Source organism: Mesorhizobium sp. B2-3-2 (assembly GCF_006442295.1).
Lineage (GTDB): Bacteria > Pseudomonadota > Alphaproteobacteria > Rhizobiales > Rhizobiaceae > Mesorhizobium.
In genome coordinates this window covers 760,596-780,288 of the sequence record NZ_VFWA01000001.1, presented here as the reverse complement: position 1 = coordinate 780,288, position 19,693 = coordinate 760,596, and the positions used below count along the sequence as shown (strand labels likewise).

Sequence of the window (19,693 nt, the reverse complement as noted above, 5' to 3'; positions counted from 1 at the left end):
TGAATGAATCAGGCCGTCCGATGACGGTGATGGACGATGCGGGCGCGCAGCGCGCCGCGCGTGCCGAACACGATCGAGGCGAAATAGACGACGCCGGCCGACAGGATGATGGCTGGGCCGGAAGGCAGTGAGGCGTGGTAGGATAGAAGCAGTCCGGCGATGCAGGAAGCAAAGCCGATCAACACGGCCAGCACGCACATCGGTTCGACGCGGACAGTCCAGAAACGGGCGGCTGCCGCCGGCAGCATCATCAGCCCGACCGACAGAAGCGTGCCCAGCGCCTGGAAGCCGCCAACGAGATTGAGCACGACCAGGCCGAGGAAAATGAAATGCACCGGACTGCCCCACCGGCTGACCGAGCGCAGGAACAGCGGGTCGAGGCATTCGGCGACCAGGGCTCGCCAGAAGACGGCGAGGCTGGCAAGCGTCACCAGCACGATGCCGCCGATCAGCGTCAGCGCTTCGTCGTTGAGCGCCAGCACCGTGCCGAACAGCACATGCATGAGGTCAACGCTGGAGCCACGGATCGAAACCATCAGCACGCCGACGGCGAGCGAAATCAGGTAGAAGGCCGCCATCGAAGCGTCCTCGCGCTGGATGGTGAATCGCGAGACGGCGCCCGCGCCGAGCGCAACGACGATGCCGGCGATCAGGCCGCCAATGGTCATCGGCAGGATTTCCAGCCCGTAAAGCAGGAAGCCGGCGGCGGCGCCCGGCAGGATGGCATGTGCCATGGCGTCGCCCGAGAGGCTCATGCGCCGCAACATCAGGAAGACGCCGACAGGACAGGCGCCGAGCGACAGCATCAGCGAGCCGAACAGCGCCCGCTGCATGAACGCGAAATCGGCGAAAGGCGCGATGAAGAGGTCGTAAAGGAAGCTCATCAGGCAGCCCTTGGTCCAGCGCCATGATGGTGGTGATGGTCCTGCGCGTGGGCAGGCTCGTCATGATCGTGATCATGTCCGTCATGGTCATGATCGTGCCCGCCCGGCTCGCACCACGGCGCGTTCTCTTCCCATGCTTCATGGAAGCGCCTGGCCCGCAGGAGATTGTCGGACCGCAATGTCTCCTTCGTCTCGCCCCAGGCGACAGGCTGGCGGGCCAGCAGCAGCGTCTCGGGAAAATTCTGCCGGACAAGGTCGAGGTCGTGGACGACGACCATGATGGTGCGTTCCTCGCCATGCCAGCGCTTGATCAGCGCGATGAGATCGCCCACCGTTTTTGCATCGACGGCGTTGAACGGCTCGTCGAGCAGGATGAGATCGGCATCCTGCAACAGCACGCGGGCAAACAAAGTGCGCTGCAACTGGCCGCCCGACAGAGTGTCGATCGGGCGTGTCTCGAAGCCGCCAAGACCGACCGCCATCAGCGCCTCGCTGACGGATCGGCGATCCTCCTTCGTATGGCGGCCGAGCAGCCCGCGTTTCGGCCACAGGCCGAGCGAGACCAGATCGACGACCCGGGCCGGAAAGCTGCGGTCGAGTTCCGACTGCTGCGGCAGATAGGCGGCGCGCACGCCGGGCGCCCGCGTCACGGCGCCGGCCATCGGCTTCAGCACGCCGACGATGCCCTTCATCAACGTCGACTTGCCCGAACCGTTGGCGCCAACGACCGCGGTCAGCGAGCCTTTGCGTATGACGCCGTCCAGATGATGAATCGCCGGATGGCTGTTATAGCCAAGCGTCAGGTCACGGAATGTCAGGCAGGTTTCGGTCATTTGACGGTCCGTGGGGGCGGAAGTGCGGCTGCCGGGCAGCGTCGACTGGATATGTGATGTTATTACATTAGTCAACAAGCCAATCGAGCGGAATTGTGGCTGCCGGCTCAACTTGCCGTGACTCTCCGGCGCCGCTGGTCCAAGGGGATTTGGAGCGCTCGGCCTTGCCCGAAGCCGATGCCAACTCTAAAGAGGCGCGACCACAAAGGAAGGAACCTACCATGAGCATTCGTCGCATCGATGTTGGCCCGCGCATGAGCCAGATCGTCATTCACGGCAACACCGTCTATCTGGCCGGCCAGGTTGGCGAACCCGGCGGCAATGTCGCCTCGCAGACCCGCGATATTCTGGCGACGATCGACGAATTGCTGGCCAAGGCGGGCACCGACAAGACCAAGATCGTCCAGGCGATCATCTGGCTGGCCGACATGGGCACCTTCGCCGAGATGAACTCGGAATGGGACAAATGGGTGCCCCAGGGCCACACGCCCGCCCGCGCCACCGGCGAAGCCAAGCTCGCCGGTCCGCAATATCTGGTCGAGATCATTATCACCGCGGCGATCTGAGCTCTTTAACCTCCCCTTGTGGGGAGGGTCGCTGCGCAGCAGCGGGGTGGGGGGCGGTGCTCACCGTCACCCGTCTCGCCGCAAGGGGAGGTTCGCAGGCGCTATCCCTGTGACGGCGTGAACCTTGCCACAAGCGTGTGGCTCTCGGCTGCATAGGTGAAGCGCACATGGGTGACCGGGTGCTCGGCACTCCATGTCCGGCGCTCGACCACAAGACAGGCCGCGCCAAGGCCGATGTCGAGGGCCTCGGCAACACGCTCGTCGGCGGCAATGGCACGAATGCGATGCTCGGCCTCGCTCCACGGCACACGGCCGATCAGCCATGGACCCGGCGCAATGTCGAGGAACTCTTCCTCGTCGGCTTCCGTGACGGCGGAGAGATTGATCAGCCGCTCTTCAAGCGCGAAGGGCCGTTCTCCGGCGAAATGCAGGCATTCCAGCGATAGCACCGAACCCGAGGCGGAAAGCCCGAGCAGCGCCCGGTCTTGCGCGCTGCTGCGCCGCTTCAGGCGCGCAAGCCGCTCGTAGCGATAGGGCAGGCCGAGCGCTTCGACCTCGATCCTGATGTCATGGATTTCCAGCACCGCCGCCTGCGATTGCGGCTGGCGCACGAAACTGCCTGAGCGCCGACGGCGTTCGATCAGTCCTGACTTGGCAAGCTGCGACAGCGCCTTGTTCACCGTCATGCGCGAGCAATCATATTCGGCCGTCAACTCGTGCTCGAACGGGATGCGATGCCCAGGCGCCCAGGCGCCGGACAGGATTTTCTCGCTTATGTCGGACAGGATGCGCTGATGCAGCGACACCGTCTCGCCGCCCTCCGTCTCCGCTGTCGCCACCATGCTCATGGGATGTCCCTGATCAGCCTGCCGAAAGCGCGGTCATGACATTGCGGAAACGCGCCGCTATGGCGTCGCGCCTGGCGTGCCTGCCGCCGCTGACTTGCCTTTGGCCGTGCACCCAGACGCAATCGACCTTGGCGCCGTTGGCGAAGATCCAGGCGTCGAGGATCGCGTCTCCGGTCTTGCTGGCGAGCGAGGGACTTTCTGCATCGAGCGAGACGAGATCGGCGGATGCGCCAATGGCGATCCGCGAGACGCCGGCGCCAAGGGCGACGCTGCCGCCGTCAAGCGCGGCGTCGAACAGCGCGCGGCCCGTCGAGCCGCCGGCGACCGCCAGCACGTTGCGGGCGCGGTGGGCAAGGCGCTGCGAATATTCGAGTTGCCGAAGCTCGTCCGGCAGGCCGATCAGCACGTTGGAATCGGAGCCGACGCCGAAGCGGCCGCCATGTTGCGTGAGCAGCGGCGCCGCAAAAGTGCCGTCGCCTAGATTGGCTTCGGTGATCGGGCACAGCCCCGCGATCGCGCCGCTCTTTGCCATCGCCACGGTCTCGGCATCGGTCATATGGGTGGCATGGATCAGGCACCAGCGCGGGTCGACATCGGCATGGCCAAGCAGAAATTCGACTGGACGCGCGCCCGACCAGGCAATGCAGTCCTCGACCTCCTTCACTTGTTCCGCGACGTGGATGTGGATCGGTCCGCCCGGCGCCATCGCAGCGACTTGTCGCAACTCCTCGACCGTCGCGGCACGCAAACTATGGGGGGCGACGCCGATGACCGCTTGAGTCAAGGCGCGAACGCATTCGCTAGACTTCTCAACCAGGCGTGAGAACCGGTTCACATCATTTATGAATCTGCGCTGGCCTTCGCTGGGAGCCGCGCCGCCGAAAGAAGAGTGCGCATAGAAGACCGGCAGCAGCGTCAAGCCTATGCCGGTTTCGGCGGCGGCGGCCGCGATGCGCTCGGCCATTTCGGCGATGTTGGCGTAGGGCTTTCCGTCGCGGTCGTGATGCAGATAATGAAATTCGCCGACGCGCGAGAAGCCGGCCTCCAGCATCTCGACATAGAGTTGGGCGGCGACCGCCTCGACCTGATCGGGCGTCATCGACAGCGCGAAACGGTACATCACCTCGCGCCAGCTCCAGAAACTGTCGGCCGACGGGCCGCGCAGTTCGGCAAGCCCGGCCATGCCGCGCTGGAACGCGTGGCTGTGCAGGTTGGGCATGCCCGGCAGGACGATGGCGTGGCGCTCGTCGCCGACGTTCGGCGCAACCCCGGCGTCGATTGCCGCAACGCGCCCTTCGCCCAGCGCGATGCGCACATTGCTTCGCCAGCCTTCCGGCAGAAGCGCCTGTTCCGCAAAGATCGTCGTCAATTTGTTCTCCGAATCCTGGCTTATGATGACAATAGCACTTGCGGTGCTTTTTAATATGTATATACATAACTGCCATCCTTTCAAAGGGAAAAGATGATGGCTGGAGAGAGAGAGGGCCGGACGGCGGCGGTTCGCATATGGCGCAATGCGCGCCTGGCGACCTTTGCCGAAGGGGCGGCGGGGCAGGGCGTCGTCGAAAAGGGCGCCATCGCCGCGCGTGACGGCATCATCGTCTATGCCGGCGCCGAAGCCGATATTCCGGCGGCGTTCGAGCAGCATGCCGAGATCGTCGATTGCGAGGGCCGCTGGATCACGCCCGGCCTGATCGACTGCCACACCCATCTCGTCCATGCCGGCAACCGCGCCAACGAATTCGAGATGCGGCTCGCCGGCGCCACCTATGAGGAGGTCGCCAGGGCCGGCGGCGGCATCGTCTCGTCGGTCAGGGCCTTGCGTGCCGCGGGTGAGGACCAATTGGTCGCCCAGACACTGCCACGTCTCGATGCGCTCATTGCGGAGGGCGCTACCACCATCGAGGTCAAGTCCGGCTATGGCCTTGACCTGGAAAACGAGAAAAAGTCGCTGCGCGCGGCGCGCCGTTTGAGCGCAGAGCGCCCGGTGACGATCCGCACGACCTTCCTCGGTGCCCATGCCTTGCCGCCGGAAGCCAAGGGCGACAAGGACGCCTTTATCGATCTCGTCGCCGCCACGATCCTGCCGGCCATCGCTGCCGACGGGCTTGCCGACGCCGTCGATGGCTTCTGCGAAGGCATCGCGTTTTCGATCGAGCAGATGGCACGGGTCTTCGACGCCGCCAAGGCGCTTGACCTGCCGGTAAAACTCCATGCCGACCAATTGTCGAACTTGCATGGCGCCGAGCTCGCCGCGCGCTATGGCGCGCTGTCGGCCGATCATCTCGAATATACCGACGAGGCAGGTGCGACGGCAATGGCCAGATCGGGCAGCGTGGCGACCATCCTGCCCGGCGCCTACTATTTTATTCGCGAAACGAAGAAACCTCCGATCGAATTATTCCGCAGGCATGGCGTCAAGATGGCCGTCGCCACCGACAACAATCCCGGCACCTCGCCGCTGACGTCGTTGCTGCTGACCATGAACATGGCGGCGACCCTGTTCGGCATGACGGTCGATGAATGCCTTGCGGGCGTGACCCGCGAAGCCGCCCGCGCGCTGGGCCTGCTCGGACAGACCGGCACGCTGGAGGCGGGTAAATCCGCCGATCTTGCGATCTGGAGCATCGAGCGCCCGGCCGAACTCGTCTACCGCATGGGCTTCAACCCCTTGCACGCGCGCATCTGGAGAGGACAATGACCGCACTCGTACTGCAGCCCGGCAACGTGACCCTGGCCGACTGGCGCGCCATCTATCGCGGCGCCGTACCCAGGCTCGACGATGCCTGCCGGCCAAAGATCAGGGCGAGTGCGGAGGCTGTCGCACGCATCGTCGCCAAGGGCGAGCCGGTCTATGGCATCAACACCGGTTTCGGCAAACTGGCCAGCGTCCGCATTCCTGCCCAGGATCTCGAAGCGCTCCAGCGCAACATCGTGCTCTCGCACGCCGCCGGCGTCGGCGAGCCGATGCCGGTCGCCGTTTGCAGGCTGATGATGGCCTTGAAGCTTGCCAGCCTGGCGCAAGGCGCCTCCGGCGTGCGGTCGCGCACCATCGAGCTGCTGGAAGCGATGCTGGCCAACGATGTCATTCCGGTGGTGCCGGCGCAAGGTTCGGTCGGCGCCTCCGGCGACCTCGCGCCCCTTTCGCACATGACGGCCGTGATGATCGGCGTCGGCGAATGCTTCACTCCGCATGGCCGCTTCCCGGCCAAGGTCGCCTTCGTCTCGCATGGGTTGGAGCCCGTCGTCCTTGGCGCCAAGGAAGGGCTGGCGCTGCTCAACGGCACGCAATTCTCGACCGCATACGCGCTGGCAGCGCTGTTCGAGGCCGAAGTTCTGTATCAGTCGGCACTGGTCGCGGGAGCATTGTCCACCGACGCCGCCAAGGGCTCGGACGCTCCCTTCGATCCGCGCATCCATCTCTTGAGGAAGCATCGCGGCCAGATCGAGACGGCGGGTGCGCTGCGAAATCTGATGGCCGGCAGCGCCATCAGAGAATCCCACCGCGTCGGCGACGAGCGCGTGCAGGATCCCTATTGCCTGCGCTGCCAGCCGCAGGTGATGGGGGCCGCCCTCGACGTGTTGCGCAAGGCGGCCGACACGCTCGGCACGGAAGCAAATGGCGTCACCGACAACCCCTTGATCTTCGCCGAGGACGACACGGCCTTGTCGGGCGGTAATTTCCATGCCGAGCCGGTGGCTTTCGCCGCCGACATGATCGCACTCGCCGTCTGCGAGATCGGCTCGCTGTCGGAGCGCCGCATCGCCATGCTGGTCGACCCGGCGCTGTCGGGCATGCCGGCCTTTCTGACGCCGAAGCCGGGCCTGAATTCCGGTTTCATGATCCCGCAGGTGACGGCGGCAGCGCTGGTTTCCGAAAACAAGCAGAAGGCCTATCCCGCAAGCGTCGATTCGATCCCGACCTCGGCCAACCAGGAGGATCACGTTTCGATGGCGGCGCACGGTGCGCGGCGGTTGATGGGCATGGTCGAGAACGCCACGGCCGTCATCGGTATCGAGTTGCTGGCCGCGACCCAGGGCTGTGACTTCCACGCGCCGCTCGCCTCCAGCACCGCGCTCGAAGCAGTGCGCAAATTGGTCAGGGCCGAGGTGCCGCATCTCGACAACGACCGGCATTTCCATCCCGACATGGAGAAAGCCATCGCCATGGTGCGCAGCGGTGCGGCGGTGAAGGCGGCGAGCGCGGTGGCGCTGCCGGGGATTGCTTCATGAAAATGCTCGCCATGGTAGGCCGCGTCCCTTCGCGCCTCCCTCTGTCATGCCGGACATCTCCCCCACGAGGGGGGAGATTGGCTGTCATCGAGGCTTTCGCCAATCTCCAACGTTGCAGGTTTGAGCGAGGCGCCGAAACTGCCAATCTCCCCCCTCGTGGGGGAGATGCCCGGCAGGGCAGAGGGGGGCGCCGTAGAGCGCCAGTTTGCGGAGATCTCGCATGACACCTTCCTGGCTCACGGTCACGCGCGGCACCGCACCCCTGCTGGTCTCGATCCCGCACACCGGCGTCGACCTTGCCGGGCTCGACGGCCGGCTGGTGTCACCCTGGCTTGGCCGGCGCGACTGCGACTGGTGGATCGACAAGCTCTACGACTTCGCCACCGATCTCGGCGCCACTGTCGTCCATACCGCGATCTCGCGCACCGTCATCGACGTCAACCGCGATCCGTCGGGGGTTTCGCTCTACCCCGGCCAAACCACAACCGGCCTGTGCCCGACCGAGACATTTGACGGTGATCCGCTCTACCGCATGGGCGAGGAGCCGACCCCGTCCGAGATCGACCGGCGCCGCGAGACTTATTTCGCGCCCTACCATGCCGCTTTGCAGGCCGAGATCGACCGGCTGCGCGGCATGCACGGGAAGATCGTTCTCTACGACTGCCATTCGATTCGCTCGGTGCTGCCGCGCCTGTTCGACGGCACGCTGCCGGTGTTCAACCTCGGCACCAATGACGGCAAGAGCACCGACCCGTCATTGCAGGAAAAGGTGGCCGCCATCCTTGCCGCGACGGGCGAGAGCTGGGTCGTCAATGGTCGCTTCAAGGGTGGCTGGATCACACGCCGCTTCGGCCAGCCGATCGAGGGCGTCCACGCGCTGCAGATGGAACTCTCCAACCGTGGCTATATGCGCGAGCCCGACGAGAAGGGCAGGCCGGGCAATTGGCCGGTGCCCTACGATGCCGGGTTTGCAGCACCAATCCGCGAAACGCTGAAGCAGATTCTTCAAACCGCCATTGACTGGGCCGGGCGCTGACGCACCGCCCCATCCGAAAGGGACAATGATGACCGATCCTCGCCACAATATCCGCGAAGTGCGCAGCCCCCGCGGCGACAAGCTCAACGCCAGGTATTGGACGACCGAAGCGCCGCTGCGCATGCTGATGAACAATCTCGATCCCGATGTCGCCGAAAACCCAAACGAACTGGTGGTCTATGGCGGCATCGGCCGAGCGGCGCGCACCTGGAACGATTTCGACCGCATCGCCGCTTCGCTGAAGACGCTTGGCGAGGATGAGACGCTGCTGGTGCAGTCGGGCAAGCCGGTCGGCGTCTTCCGCACCCATCCCGACGCGCCGCGCGTTTTGATCGCCAACTCCAACCTGGTGCCGCATTGGGCGACCTGGGAGAAATTCAACGAGCTCGATAGGAAAGGCCTGATGATGTACGGCCAGATGACGGCCGGCTCGTGGATCTATATCGGCACGCAAGGCATCGTGCAGGGCACCTACGAGACCTTCGTCGAAGCCGGCCGCCAGCACTATGGCGGCGATCTCAGGGGCAAATGGATTCTGACCGGCGGCCTCGGCGGCATGGGTGGCGCCCAGCCTCTCGCCGCCGTCATGGCCGGCGCCTGCTGCCTGGCCATCGAATGCGATCCCGACCGCATCGATTTCCGGCTGCGCACCCGCTATGTCGACGAGCGTGCCGATACGCTTGACGAGGCGCTGGAGAAGATCGCGCGCTGGACCAAGGCGGGCGAGGCGAAGTCGGTCGGCCTGGTCGGCAACACCGCCGATATCGTGCCCGAGCTGGTGCGGCGCGGCGTGCGCCCGGACATGGTCACCGACCAGACTTCGGCGCACGATCCGCTGAACGGCTATCTGCCTAAGGGGTGGACGCTGGCTGAGTGGCGCGAGAAGCGCACTTCCGACCCGAAAACAGTCGAGAAAGCCGCCCGCGCCTCGATGCGCGAGCATGTCGAGGCGATGGTGGCGTTCTGGAACGTCGGCGTGCCGACGCTCGACTACGGCAACAACATCCGCCAGGTGGCGAAGGAAGAAGGCTTTGAGAACGCCTTTGCCTTCCCAGGCTTCGTGCCGGCCTATATCCGGCCGCTGTTCTGCCGCGGCATCGGCCCGTTCCGCTGGGCGGCCCTCTCCGGCGATCCGGAGGACATCTACAAGACCGACGCCAAGGTGCGCGAACTGACGCCTGGCAACACGCATCTGCACAACTGGCTGGACATGGCGCGCGAGCGCATCGCTTTCCAGGGCTTGCCGGCGCGCATCTGCTGGGTCGGCCTCGGCGACCGCCACCGGCTGGGCTTGGCCTTCAACGACATGGTAGCCAAAGGCGAACTCAAGGCGCCTGTCGTCATTGGTCGCGACCATCTCGATTCCGGCTCGGTCGCCTCGCCGAACCGCGAGACGGAGGCGATGAAGGACGGCTCGGACGCGGTGTCCGACTGGCCGCTGCTCAACGCCTTGCTCAACACCGCGTCGGGCGCCACCTGGGTGTCGCTGCACCATGGCGGCGGCGTCGGCATGGGCTTTTCCCAGCATGCCGGCATGGTCATCGTCGCCGACGGCACGCCTGAGGCCGCCAGGCGCCTGGAGCGGGTGCTGTGGAACGACCCGGCGACTGGTGTCATGCGTCACGCCGATGCCGGCTACGACATCGCCATCGACTGCGCCAGGGAGCATCAGCTCAACTTGCCCGGCATCCTGGGCTAACGGGCCGACCGATGCGCGTCCTGCGGGCAGCCGGATACAAATCGATGCCATGGAAGAACGGCGGCGGCGTGACGACGGAAATCACCGTCTCGCCGGCCGATGCCGGGCTCGACGCCTTCGACTGGCGTGTCTCGATGGCCCGCGTCGAGAGGGGCGGGCCGTTCTCCAGCTTTGCCGGCATCGACCGCACGCTATCGGTGCTGGAGGGCGAGGGAATCATTCTTGATGTCGCCGGCCAGCCGCCGGCGCGCCTGACCGCCGCTTCAGCCCCGTTTTCCTTTCCGGCCGATCGGCCGACCGGCGCCGAACTGATCGCCGGCCCGATCACCGATCTCAACGTAATGACCCGTCGCGGCCGCATGAGGCATTCGCTCGAACGTCTCGTGATTTCGGCCCCTGCGGAAATCGGGACTGAAAGCCGCGCGACCCTCGTCCTGTGCCTGGGTGGGGAAGTCGTGGTTTCCGCCGCCGAGCCTGTTCGCCTTGGCCACCTCGACGCGCTCCTGACTGCCTCAGCCGCAGCAGGCCTGCGCATCCAGCCGACCGACGACACGACAGTATTCGTGGTCCGGATCGATTGCATTCGAGCCAACGATTAACGCTTGTTTCCAAACATGATCGCGATGCCGGCGAAATATAGGGTAAGCTCCAGCCGGGATCACGAAAAAGCCTGAATCCTTTCCGTCGATCGGTCTCGGCGGGAGTGAGAGGCGTTCGTCTTTGAAACTGTCGAAAAGACGGTGCCTTGTCGTGGTGCGGAAACAATTTTCGGCAAAAGCTGGGCATGCAACCAATTGCATTTGAATCGGTTTTAGGGCCATTGCCGTGGCGGTGACGCCGCTGAGTGCCCGCTTACGGAATTTTCAATGAATATTCAGACGAATCCAGCACAGATCGAAAAGACCAGCGCGAGCTTCCCGCCCATCACGGAAGAACCGATAAGATCCATTTTCCTGCCAGAGGAACGCCTTCGGCTGCTCGGTGAAAGCCTGGCCAAGGGCGATCTCGCGGATCTGTTCGGCCTGACGCCGTTCGATTTCCAGGCCCGCATCCGCGACAGTGCCAAGAAGATCCTCGAAGTCTACCGTTCGACCAACGCCGCGCAGGCGAGGGGCGAGACCATCACGCCCGCGGCGCAATGGCTGCTCGACAACAACTATCTGGTCGAGGAAACCATTTTCCAGGTCAAGCGCGACCTGCCGCGCCGCTTCTATCGCCAATTGCCGACACTGAAGCTGCCCGACGGCGGCAGCGAGCCGCGCGCGCTGGCGCTGGCCTGGACCTATGTGGCGCATTCCGACAGCTCCGTCTCCGCGACCATGTTCAAGGCCATCGTCCAGGGCTTCCAGTCGGTCGAGCCGCTGAAGATCGGCGAACTCTGGGCGCTACCGTCGCTGTTGCGCTTCGTTCTGATCGAAAATCTTCGCCGCCTGGCGGTGAGGGTCAACCGCACCCGGCAGATGCGCCAGATCGCCAATGATGTCGCAGACAAGGTGCTGGCGACCGACGATACGCGCGACCGCCAGGCGATCCTGGCCAATTTCAGCGCGCATGCCCAGGACACCACCTTTGCCACGCAACTGCTCTATCGCTTGCGGGACGGCTCGCAGAATGCAGGCAAGGCGCTGGAGTGGCTGGAAGGCGAACTCGAGAAGACCGGCTCGGACGCCGAGGAAATCATCATTTCCGAGCATCATACGCTGTCCAGCGGCAATGTGACGACCGGCAACATCATACGCGGCCTGCGGCTCATCAACGATATCGACTGGACGGTGTGGTTCGAGGGCGTCAGCCGTATCGACACGGTGCTGCGCGAGCGCACCGACTTCGCCGCGCTCGATTTCTTCTCGCGTGACCAGTACCGGACCGCGATCGAAGAGCTGGCCCGCCGCTCGAATCTCTCGGAATATCGCGTCGCCGAAAAGGCGATCGAACTGGCTGGCCAGGTCGCTAACGAGAATCCATCGGCCGCCGGCGACGCCGCTGGCGTTGCGGTTCCGCACGCGCACACGGATGTCGGTTTTTTCCTTGTCGGGCCACGCCGGCTGGAACTGGAAAAGGCGATCGGCTACCGGCCGACCGTCAGTCAGACCGTCAAGCGCACCTTTGCCAAGACCGGATGGCTGGGCATCGTCCTGCCGGTCTTTGCGCTGACCGTTCTGCTGCTGGTGGTTTCCGGCAATGCACTTGCCAATCTGGGCCTGTCTGTGCCTTCGATCGTCTTGATGCTGGCGCTGTTTGCCGTGCCGGCCAGCGAAGGCGCGCTCGCTTTCTTCAACACCGTTGTCTCGCTGTTCCTCAAGCCGACGCGCCTTATCGGCTATGACTATCGGCACGGCGTGCCGTCCGAGGCACGCACGCTGGTGGTGGTGCCGTCGCTGATCGGCTCGCGCGACGACGTCGAGGAAAACATCCGCAACATCGAAGTGCACTATCTCGCCAATCTGGCGGATGAGATCCACTTCGCCCTGCTGTCGGACTGGCCCGACAGCAAGACCGAGATCGACGCGGCCGACACCGAGATCCTCGAATTCGCCCGTGACGAGATCGCCCGCCTCAACGCCCGCTATCCCGCCGAAGGCGCACCGCGCTTTTATCTCCTGCACCGGCGCCGGCTCTACAATGCCGCTCAGGGATGCTGGATGGGCTGGGAGCGCAAGCGCGGCAAGCTGCACGAGCTCGACCTGCTGCTGCGCGGCGACAGCGACACCACCTTCCTGCCGCTCGATGTGCCGCTGCCGGAAAAAGTCGTCCACGTGATGACGCTCGACGCCGACACGCGCACCACCCGCGACGCGGTCGCCACGCTCGTCGGCAAGCTCTGCCATCCACTCAACCGCCCGCATTTCGATGCCACCAGGCGCGTCGTCACCTCGGGCTACACGATCCTGCAGCCACGCATCACCGCTTCGCTGACCAGCGGCGACGAGGCGTCGTTCTTCCAACGGGTCTTCTCGGCCAATCGCGGCCTCGATCCTTATGTCTTTGCGGTGTCCGACCTGTACCAGGACGTCTTCGGCGACGGTTCTTTCACCGGCAAGGGCCTCTACCATGTCGATGCCTTCGAAGCCGCGTTGCAGGGCCGCATCGAGGAAAACACCATCCTCAGCCACGATCTGCTCGAAGGCGCGCTGGCGCGTTCGGCGCTCGTCACCGACGTCGAACTGGTCGAGGATTACCCGACCCGCTATTCGGTCGACGCCTCGCGCCACCATCGCTGGGCGCGCGGCGACTGGCAGCTCCTGGGCTTCATCCTCGATCCGCGCTCCGGCGTCCCGGCGCTGTCGCGCTGGAAGATGGTCGACAACCTGCGCCGCTCGCTGACGCCGATCTTCTGGGTGATGGCCGCGATCGCCGGCTGGACGCTGCTGCCCTTCACGCAGGCAGCACAATGGCAGGCATTGCTGATCCTCAGCCTGTTCATGGCGCCCACTTTCGACGTCGTCAACGCCATACTGCCCAAGAGCGGTGACCAGACGCCGCGCGGCCATTTCTCCGCGCTGGCGCGTGACGTCGCCTTCGGCACCGCCATGGTGGCGTTGAAGATCGTGCTGATGGCGCATAATGCCTGGATGATGGGCGACGCCATCGTGCGCACGCTCTACCGGCTGTTCGTCAGTCGGCAGAACCTGCTGGAATGGCGCACCGCCTCGCAGGCGCACAAGGCCGGCGACAACGACACCGGCTCCTACTACGGCATGATGTACGGCGCCGTGATCATCGGCTTCGTCGGCCTCGCCATTCCGGTGCTGGCCGATTCCACCGGCGCCTTCGTCGCCTTCTTCTTCGCGCTGTTCTGGATCGGCTCGCCGGCGATCGCCAGCTGGATCAGCCGCTCGGCCGAAACCGAGGACCGGTTGCGCATATCGCAGTCCGACATCCATACGCTGCGCACCGTGGCGCGGCGCACCTGGCACTATTTCGAAACCTTCGTCACGGCGGAGCATCATCATCTGCCGCCGGACAATTTCCAGGAGAGCCCGGCGCCAGTGGTCGCGCCGCGCACCTCGCCGACCAATATCGGCGTCTATCTCCTGTCGGTCGTCTCGGCCCGCGATTTCGGCTGGATCAGCCTGTCCGACGCCATAACCCGCATCGACGCGACGATGACGACCATCGAGAGCATGCCGCGCAATCGCGGCCATCTCTTCAACTGGTACGACACCACCACGCTGAAGCCGCTCTATCCGCTCTACATCTCGGCTGTCGACAGCGGCAATCTCGCCGGCCATCTGGTGGCGGTGGCGGCGGCCTGCGCCGAGTGGGCCGAGGCGCCGTCGGTTCATCTCCAGGGCGATTTCGAAGGCATCCTCGACACAGTGACTATCCTCGGCGAGAGCCTGGACGAGCTGCCCGACGACCGCCGTCAGCTGCGGCCGCTGCGCCAGCGCCTGGCCGACCGCCTCGACGGCATGCGGCGCGCCGTTGACACGATCAAGGCGCAGCCGGAAATGGCCTCTATCCGGACCATCAATTTGGCCGTGCTGGCCGGGGAGATCCGCAAGCTCGCCACCGCCATCCATACCGAGGCGGCATCGCCGCAGAGCGACGTCATCGTCGACTGGGCAGCCAGGCTCGAAGCCACCTGCGAGGCGCACGTCCACGACGCCCACAGCGACGACAATGCCGTCGAGGCGCTGCGGGCCAAGCTGCTCACCTTGCGCGAGCGCACGCGCCGTTTCGCCTTCGAGATGGAGTTCTCGTTCCTAATGCGACCGGAGCGCAAGCTGCTGTCGATCGGCTACCGGGTCGAGGAGCACCAGCTCGACGAGAGCTGCTACGACCTTCTGGCCTCCGAGGCGCGGCTGACCAGCCTGTTCGCCATCGCGAAGGGCGACCTGCCGACCGAGCACTGGTTCCGGCTCGGCCGGCCGATCGTCGAGATCGGCTTCCAGGGCGCGCTGATGTCCTGGTCCGGCTCGATGTTCGAGTATCTGATGCCGCCGCTGGTGATGAAGGAACCGCAAGGTTCGATTCTCAACCAGACCAGCAAGCTGATCATCAAGCGCCAGATCCAGTACGGCCGCCAGAAGAACGTGCCTTGGGGCATTTCGGAAGCGGCCTACAACGCCCGCGACCGCGAGCTGACCTACCAGTACACCAATTTCGGCGTGCCCGGTCTCGGCCTGAAGCGCGGTCTTGGCCAGAACACGGTGATCGCGCCTTACGCCACCGTGCTCGCTGCGCAATTCAACCCTCGTGAAGCGGTGCAGAATCTCGCGCGCCTGCGGGAGCTCGGCGCGCTTGGCCGCCATGGTTATTACGACGCGGTCGATTTCACGCCGCAGCGCGTGCCGGAAGGCACCGATCACGTCGTCGTGCAGAACTACATGGCCCACCATTCCGGCATGTCGATCGCGGCGGTCGCCGATGCCATTTTCGAGGGTCGCCTGCGCGACCGTTTCCACAGCGATCCCGTCATCGAGTCGGCCGAACTTCTGCTCCAGGAGAGGGCGCCGCGCGACATCCCGACCGCGACCGTCAGGACCGAGGCGGACGAACGGGCGAAGGACGAGACCGAAACCGAGAGTCCCGACACCCGCATCGTGCTCGATCCTGTGCGGGCGTTGCGTTCGACCAATGTGATGTCGAACGGCCGCTATTCGGTGATGGTCACCGCGACGGGCTCCGGCTACAGCCGGTGGGGCGATCTGTCCGTCACGCGCTGGCAGCCGGATCCGACCGAGGACCGGCTCGGCTCCTACATCTTCCTGCGCGACGCCGGCACCGGCGACTGGTGGTCGGCGACGGCGGAGCCCAAGCGCGCGGCCGAGGAACGCGCCCAGACGCTGTTCTCCGACGACAAGGCGAGCTTCGTCAAACTGGTCGGCACGCTGCGCTCCGAGGTCGAATGCATCGTCATCTCGGAAGGCAATGGCGAAGGCCGGCGCGTGACGCTGTTCAACGAGGGACCGACCGACCGCCACATCGAAGTGACCTCCTTCGCCGAGCTGGTGCTGGGCCTGGAAGTATCCGACAATGCCCATCCCGCCTTCTCGAAAATGTTCGTGGAGACCGAAATTGCCCCAAACAATGGGGCGATCTTCGCCACGCGGCGCAAGCGCGAGACCAGCGAGCCAGACGTGACGATGGTGCATTTCGTCACCGACCCGTCCGGTCCGGCGCGCGACGCCGAAGCCGAGACCGACAGGCGCGCCTTCATCGGCCGCGGCCGCACCATCGTCGACGCTGCGGCTTTCGATCCGGGCGCCCGGCTTGGCGGCCATTCCGGCTTCACCCTGGACCCCGTCGCCTCGCTGCGCAGGCAAGTGCGTGTGCCCGCCAACAAGAAGATATCGCTGACCTTCTGGACCGTCGTCGGTTCCAACCGCGCGGAGCTGGAGGAGGCCATTGCCCGGCTCGATCACCCGGAGAGCTTTGCCCGACAGGCCATGCTTGCCTGGACGCGCAGCCAGGTCCAGACCCGGCATCTCGGCCTCAGCCTGGCCGACGCCGCCAACGTACAGAAGCTGGCGCGCTATCTGATCTATCCGGATCCGTTCCTGCGCCTGCCGGCCGAATCCATCGCTTCGGGACTGGGCAAGCAGTCGAGCCTGTGGCCGACCAGCATCTCCGGCGATTTCCCGATCTTCCTGGTCAGGATCGGCGACGTCGCCGATCTCGAAATCGTCGCGCAGGCGCTGCGTTTCCAGGAGTACATGCGCACCCGTGGCATGATGATCGATTTCGTCGTCGTCAACGAACAGGCCTCCTCCTATGTGCAGGACCTGCAGCGAGCGGTCGAATCCCTGTGCGAGAACAGCCGTTTGCGCGGCAAGGAGCTCGGACCGCGCCAGCACATATTCGCGGTGCGCCGCGACCTGATGGACGAGACCACCTATAAGACGCTGCTTGCGGTTGCCCGCGTGGTTCTGCACACGCGCAACGGCACCATCTTCGATCAGATCGAGCGTGCCGAGGTGGCCGCCTTGCAGGCGCGCGACGTCCAGCAGCCGGCGGCATTGCCGGAATTGGCGTCTATGACGCATTCCTTTGGCTCGCAGGCCCTGGCGGCGGACGGGCACGGGCTCAGCCAATGGAACGGGTTCGGTGGTTTCGAGGGCGACGGGCGGCATTATGTCGTGCGCCTGGCCGGCCGCAGTACCACGCCGCAACCCTGGATCAACGTCATTTCCAACGCCTCGTTCGGCTTCCACGTCTCCGCCGAAGGCGCTGCCTTCACCTGGAGCCGCAACAGCCGCGACTACCAGCTGACGCCGTGGTCGAACGATCCGGTTTCGAACCGGCCCGGTGAGGGCATCTATATCTATGATCACGCCAGCGGCCGGGCCTTCTCGCCGCTCGCCGCCGTGGTGCGCGATCCGTCGATGACTTACGAGACGTGGCACGGCCAAGGGTTCTCCACCTTCCGGTCAAAGCGCGGCTCACTGTCGATGGACCTCACCCATGTCGTCGACCCGGTCGATCCGGTGAAGATTTCCCGCCTGCGCATCCAGAATGCCGGCCCGGCGCCGGCCAGGCTGCGCGTTTATGCCTATGCCGAATGGGTGCTGGGCGGACATCGCTCGCGCACGGCGGCGACCATCGTTCCGTCGCGCGATGCCGCCACCGGCGCCTTGCTGGCGCAGAACCCCTACGGGCTCGATTTCGGCGAGCGGGTCGCCTTCCTCGCCGCTGATGACGGCGTGCATTCGGTGACAGCGGACCGGACCGAGTTCCTGGGCCGGCACGGCACCAGCGAATTTCCGCAGGCGGTGCTGAGCGGCGCGGGATTGTCAGGCCGCGTGGAGGCCGGCGACGATCCCTGCGCTGCAATCGCTCGCGACATCGATGTTCCGGCCGGCGGCGACGTCACGCTGTTCTGGCTGCTCGGGGACGCCGGCTCGGCCGCGGAAGCGAGCGCCTTGGTGCGCAAGCATCGGGGCAGGGATTTCGACCAGCGTCTGGCCGACAACGAGCGCGAGTGGCGCGGCTTTCTCGACACGATCCAGGTCGAAACGCCGGACAAGGCGCTCGACGCCATGGTCAACCACTGGCTGCCCTACCAGAGCCTCGCTTGCCGCATCCGCGCCCGCTCTGCCTTCTATCAGGCCAGTGGCGCCTTCGGCTTCCGCGACCAGTTGCAGGACACGCTGGCCCTGCTGGCGCACGATCCCAAGCTGGCGCGAGACCAGATCCTCAACGCGGCGCGGCGGCAGTTCCCCGAAGGCGACGTGCAGCATTGGTGGCTGCCGCGCACCGGGGCGGGCGTGCGCACGCTGATCTCCGACGACGTGGTGTGGCTCGCCCATGCCACCGCGCGCTACCTGCTGGTGACGGGTGACGCCACCATCCTGAAGGAGCAACTGCCTTTCATCGATGGGCAGGCGCTGGGCGAGGGCGAGCACGATGCCTTCTTCACGCCCGAGATTTCCAAAAAGACGGCGTCCCTCTACGAGCATTGCGCGCGTGCGCTCGATCTTGCCATTACGCGCAGCAGTCCCGCCGGGCTGCCACTGATCCTCGGCGGCGACTGGAATGACGGCATGAACCGCGTCGGCGAGCAAGGCAAGGGCGAGAGCGTCTGGCTCGGATGGTTCCTCCTGCGGACGCTCGGCGACTTCGCCGCCGTGGCCAAGACGGAGGGCGATGCCAAGCACGCGCAGGCCTGGGCAAAGCATGCCGACGCGCTGAAACGCGCGCTGGAGAGCACGGCGTGGGACGGCGAATGGTATCGGCGCGGCAGTTTTGACGATGGCACGCCGCTCGGTTCGCGCTCATCCCAGGAGTGCAGGATCGACTCCATCGCCCAGTCCTGGAGCGTGCTCTCGGGCGAGGGCGATCCGGCGCGTTCGACGACGGCGATGCAGCAGGCGACCAAGCTGCTCGTCGACGACGAACTTAAGATCCTCAAGCTGTTCACGCCGCCCTTTTCGAAGACGAAGAAGGATCCGGGCTACATCAAGAGCTACCCGCCGGGCGTTCGCGAGAATGGCGGCCAGTATACCCATGCCGCCACCTGGTTTGTCATCGCGCTGGCCGAAATGGGGCTGAACGACGAGGCCTATCGCTGCTTCTCGATGCTGAACCCGGTCAACCACGCCTTGGACGAGGCCGCGGCCGAACGCTACCGCGTCGAGCCCTACGTGGTTGCGGCCGACATCTACGCCGGTGACGGCAATGCCAGCGACAACAAGGGCGGCCGCGGTGGCTGGACGTGGTACACGGGCTCGGCGGGCTGGCTGTACCGGGCGGCGGTCGAAGGCATTCTCGGCATCGAGCGGCGTGGAAAGCAGATCACGTTTAAGCCGAAACTGCCCAGCCACTGGGATGGCTACGCCGCCACGCTCAAAATGCTGGGGGCCGAAGTCACGGTACATGTCCTCCGCGACAAAAAGACCAAGTCGATCTCGCTTGAAGTCGATGGTTCGAAGACGAAATCCGCGTCTTTCCAACCGAAGGCCGGTAGCAAGGTCGAAGTCGTCGTGAAGATACCTTCGTAAAATCAACAGCTTCAACCCTATCCCGCGCATCCTCCGGAACGCGCGGGATAGTCTTTTGTCTATTTGCAGATCTCCGCTTCGGCAGCCGGCGCACCCGGTCGGGGCATGCCGGGCAAGTTCCCCGTGATTAAAAATGTGGCAGCGCTCAGCG

General features: G+C 65.1%; 11 protein-coding genes. 7 read left to right on the top strand and 4 right to left on the bottom strand.

The window, feature by feature from the left end; genetic code table 11:
* Nucleotides 1–8: 8 nt before the first annotated feature.
* Nucleotides 9–884, bottom strand: a complete 876-nt coding sequence (gene aztB / locus FJ964_RS03825; protein ID WP_140549138.1) for a zinc ABC transporter permease AztB — start codon at nt 882–884, stop codon at nt 9–11.
* On the bottom strand, nt 884–1,717 hold the full coding sequence (gene aztA / locus FJ964_RS03820) for a zinc ABC transporter ATP-binding protein AztA (protein WP_140549137.1): 834 nt from the start codon (nt 1,715–1,717) through the stop codon (nt 884–886). Before aztA ends, aztB begins: the two co-directional genes overlap by 1 nt.
* A 221-nt stretch (nt 1,718–1,938) precedes the next feature.
* Between aztA and FJ964_RS03815 the strand changes: the two genes are divergently transcribed.
* Nucleotides 1,939–2,283, top strand: coding sequence for a RidA family protein (locus FJ964_RS03815; protein WP_140549136.1), 345 nt, complete (start codon nt 1,939–1,941; stop codon nt 2,281–2,283).
* A 101-nt stretch (nt 2,284–2,384) separates the two neighbouring features.
* On the opposite strand, the gene hutC is transcribed toward FJ964_RS03815, so the two are convergent.
* Nucleotides 2,385–3,131: a histidine utilization repressor gene (gene hutC, locus FJ964_RS03810; RefSeq protein ID WP_140549135.1), complete on the bottom strand. Its 747-nt coding sequence runs from the start codon at nt 3,129–3,131 to the stop codon at nt 2,385–2,387.
* 13 nt (nt 3,132–3,144) lie between these two features.
* Nucleotides 3,145–4,500: a formimidoylglutamate deiminase gene (locus FJ964_RS03805; RefSeq protein ID WP_140549134.1), complete on the bottom strand. Its 1,356-nt coding sequence runs from the start codon at nt 4,498–4,500 to the stop codon at nt 3,145–3,147.
* A 96-nt stretch (nt 4,501–4,596) separates the two neighbouring features.
* Between FJ964_RS03805 and hutI the strand changes: the two genes are divergently transcribed.
* From hutI to FJ964_RS03775, 6 genes are all read left to right on the top strand, one after another.
* Nucleotides 4,597–5,832: an imidazolonepropionase gene (gene hutI / locus FJ964_RS03800; RefSeq protein WP_140549133.1), complete on the top strand. Its 1,236-nt coding sequence runs from the start codon at nt 4,597–4,599 to the stop codon at nt 5,830–5,832.
* Complete coding sequence (gene hutH, locus FJ964_RS03795) at nt 5,829–7,364, top strand: histidine ammonia-lyase (protein ID WP_140549132.1); 1,536 nt, start codon at nt 5,829–5,831, stop codon at nt 7,362–7,364. The genes hutI and hutH overlap by 4 nt, the downstream gene beginning before the upstream one ends.
* Nucleotides 7,365–7,584: 220 nt before the next feature.
* Entirely contained in the window at nt 7,585–8,400 is an 816-nt protein-coding gene (gene hutG / locus FJ964_RS03790; protein ID WP_140549131.1) for an N-formylglutamate deformylase, read from the top strand.
* A 25-nt stretch (nt 8,401–8,425) separates the two neighbouring features.
* The gene (gene hutU, locus FJ964_RS03785; protein WP_181172349.1) at nt 8,426–10,099 is read left to right on the top strand and encodes a urocanate hydratase; all 1,674 of its coding nucleotides are present in this window, start codon (nt 8,426–8,428) and stop codon (nt 10,097–10,099) included.
* 11 nt (nt 10,100–10,110) lie between these two features.
* Nucleotides 10,111–10,698: a HutD family protein gene (locus FJ964_RS03780; protein ID WP_140549129.1), complete on the top strand. Its 588-nt coding sequence runs from the start codon at nt 10,111–10,113 to the stop codon at nt 10,696–10,698.
* Nucleotides 10,699–10,965: 267 nt separating this feature from the next.
* Nucleotides 10,966–19,542 (top strand): glucoamylase family protein, encoded by an 8,577-nt coding sequence (locus tag FJ964_RS03775; RefSeq protein ID WP_140549128.1) that lies wholly within the window; start codon nt 10,966–10,968, stop codon nt 19,540–19,542.
* The last annotated feature ends 151 nt before the right edge of the window (nt 19,543–19,693 follow it).

Bases quoted from the DNA above. Each gene is read 5' to 3' on its own strand.
- aztB (WP_140549138.1), bottom strand. From the start codon at position 884: ATGAGCTTCCTTTACGACCTCTTCATCGCGCCTTTCGCCGATTTCGCG.
- aztA (WP_140549137.1), bottom strand. From the start codon at position 1,717: ATGACCGAAACCTGCCTGACATTCCGTGACCTGACGCTTGGCTATAAC.
- FJ964_RS03815 (WP_140549136.1), top strand. From the start codon at position 1,939: ATGAGCATTCGTCGCATCGATGTTGGCCCGCGCATGAGCCAGATCGTC.
- hutC (WP_140549135.1), bottom strand. From the start codon at position 3,131: ATGAGCATGGTGGCGACAGCGGAGACGGAGGGCGGCGAGACGGTGTCG.
- hutI (WP_140549133.1), top strand. From the start codon at position 4,597: ATGGCTGGAGAGAGAGAGGGCCGGACGGCGGCGGTTCGCATATGGCGC.
- hutH (WP_140549132.1), top strand. From the start codon at position 5,829: ATGACCGCACTCGTACTGCAGCCCGGCAACGTGACCCTGGCCGACTGG.
- hutG (WP_140549131.1), top strand. From the start codon at position 7,585: ATGACACCTTCCTGGCTCACGGTCACGCGCGGCACCGCACCCCTGCTG.
- hutU (WP_181172349.1), top strand. From the start codon at position 8,426: ATGATGACCGATCCTCGCCACAATATCCGCGAAGTGCGCAGCCCCCGC.
- FJ964_RS03780 (WP_140549129.1), top strand. From the start codon at position 10,111: ATGCGCGTCCTGCGGGCAGCCGGATACAAATCGATGCCATGGAAGAAC.
- FJ964_RS03775 (WP_140549128.1), top strand. From the start codon at position 10,966: ATGAATATTCAGACGAATCCAGCACAGATCGAAAAGACCAGCGCGAGC.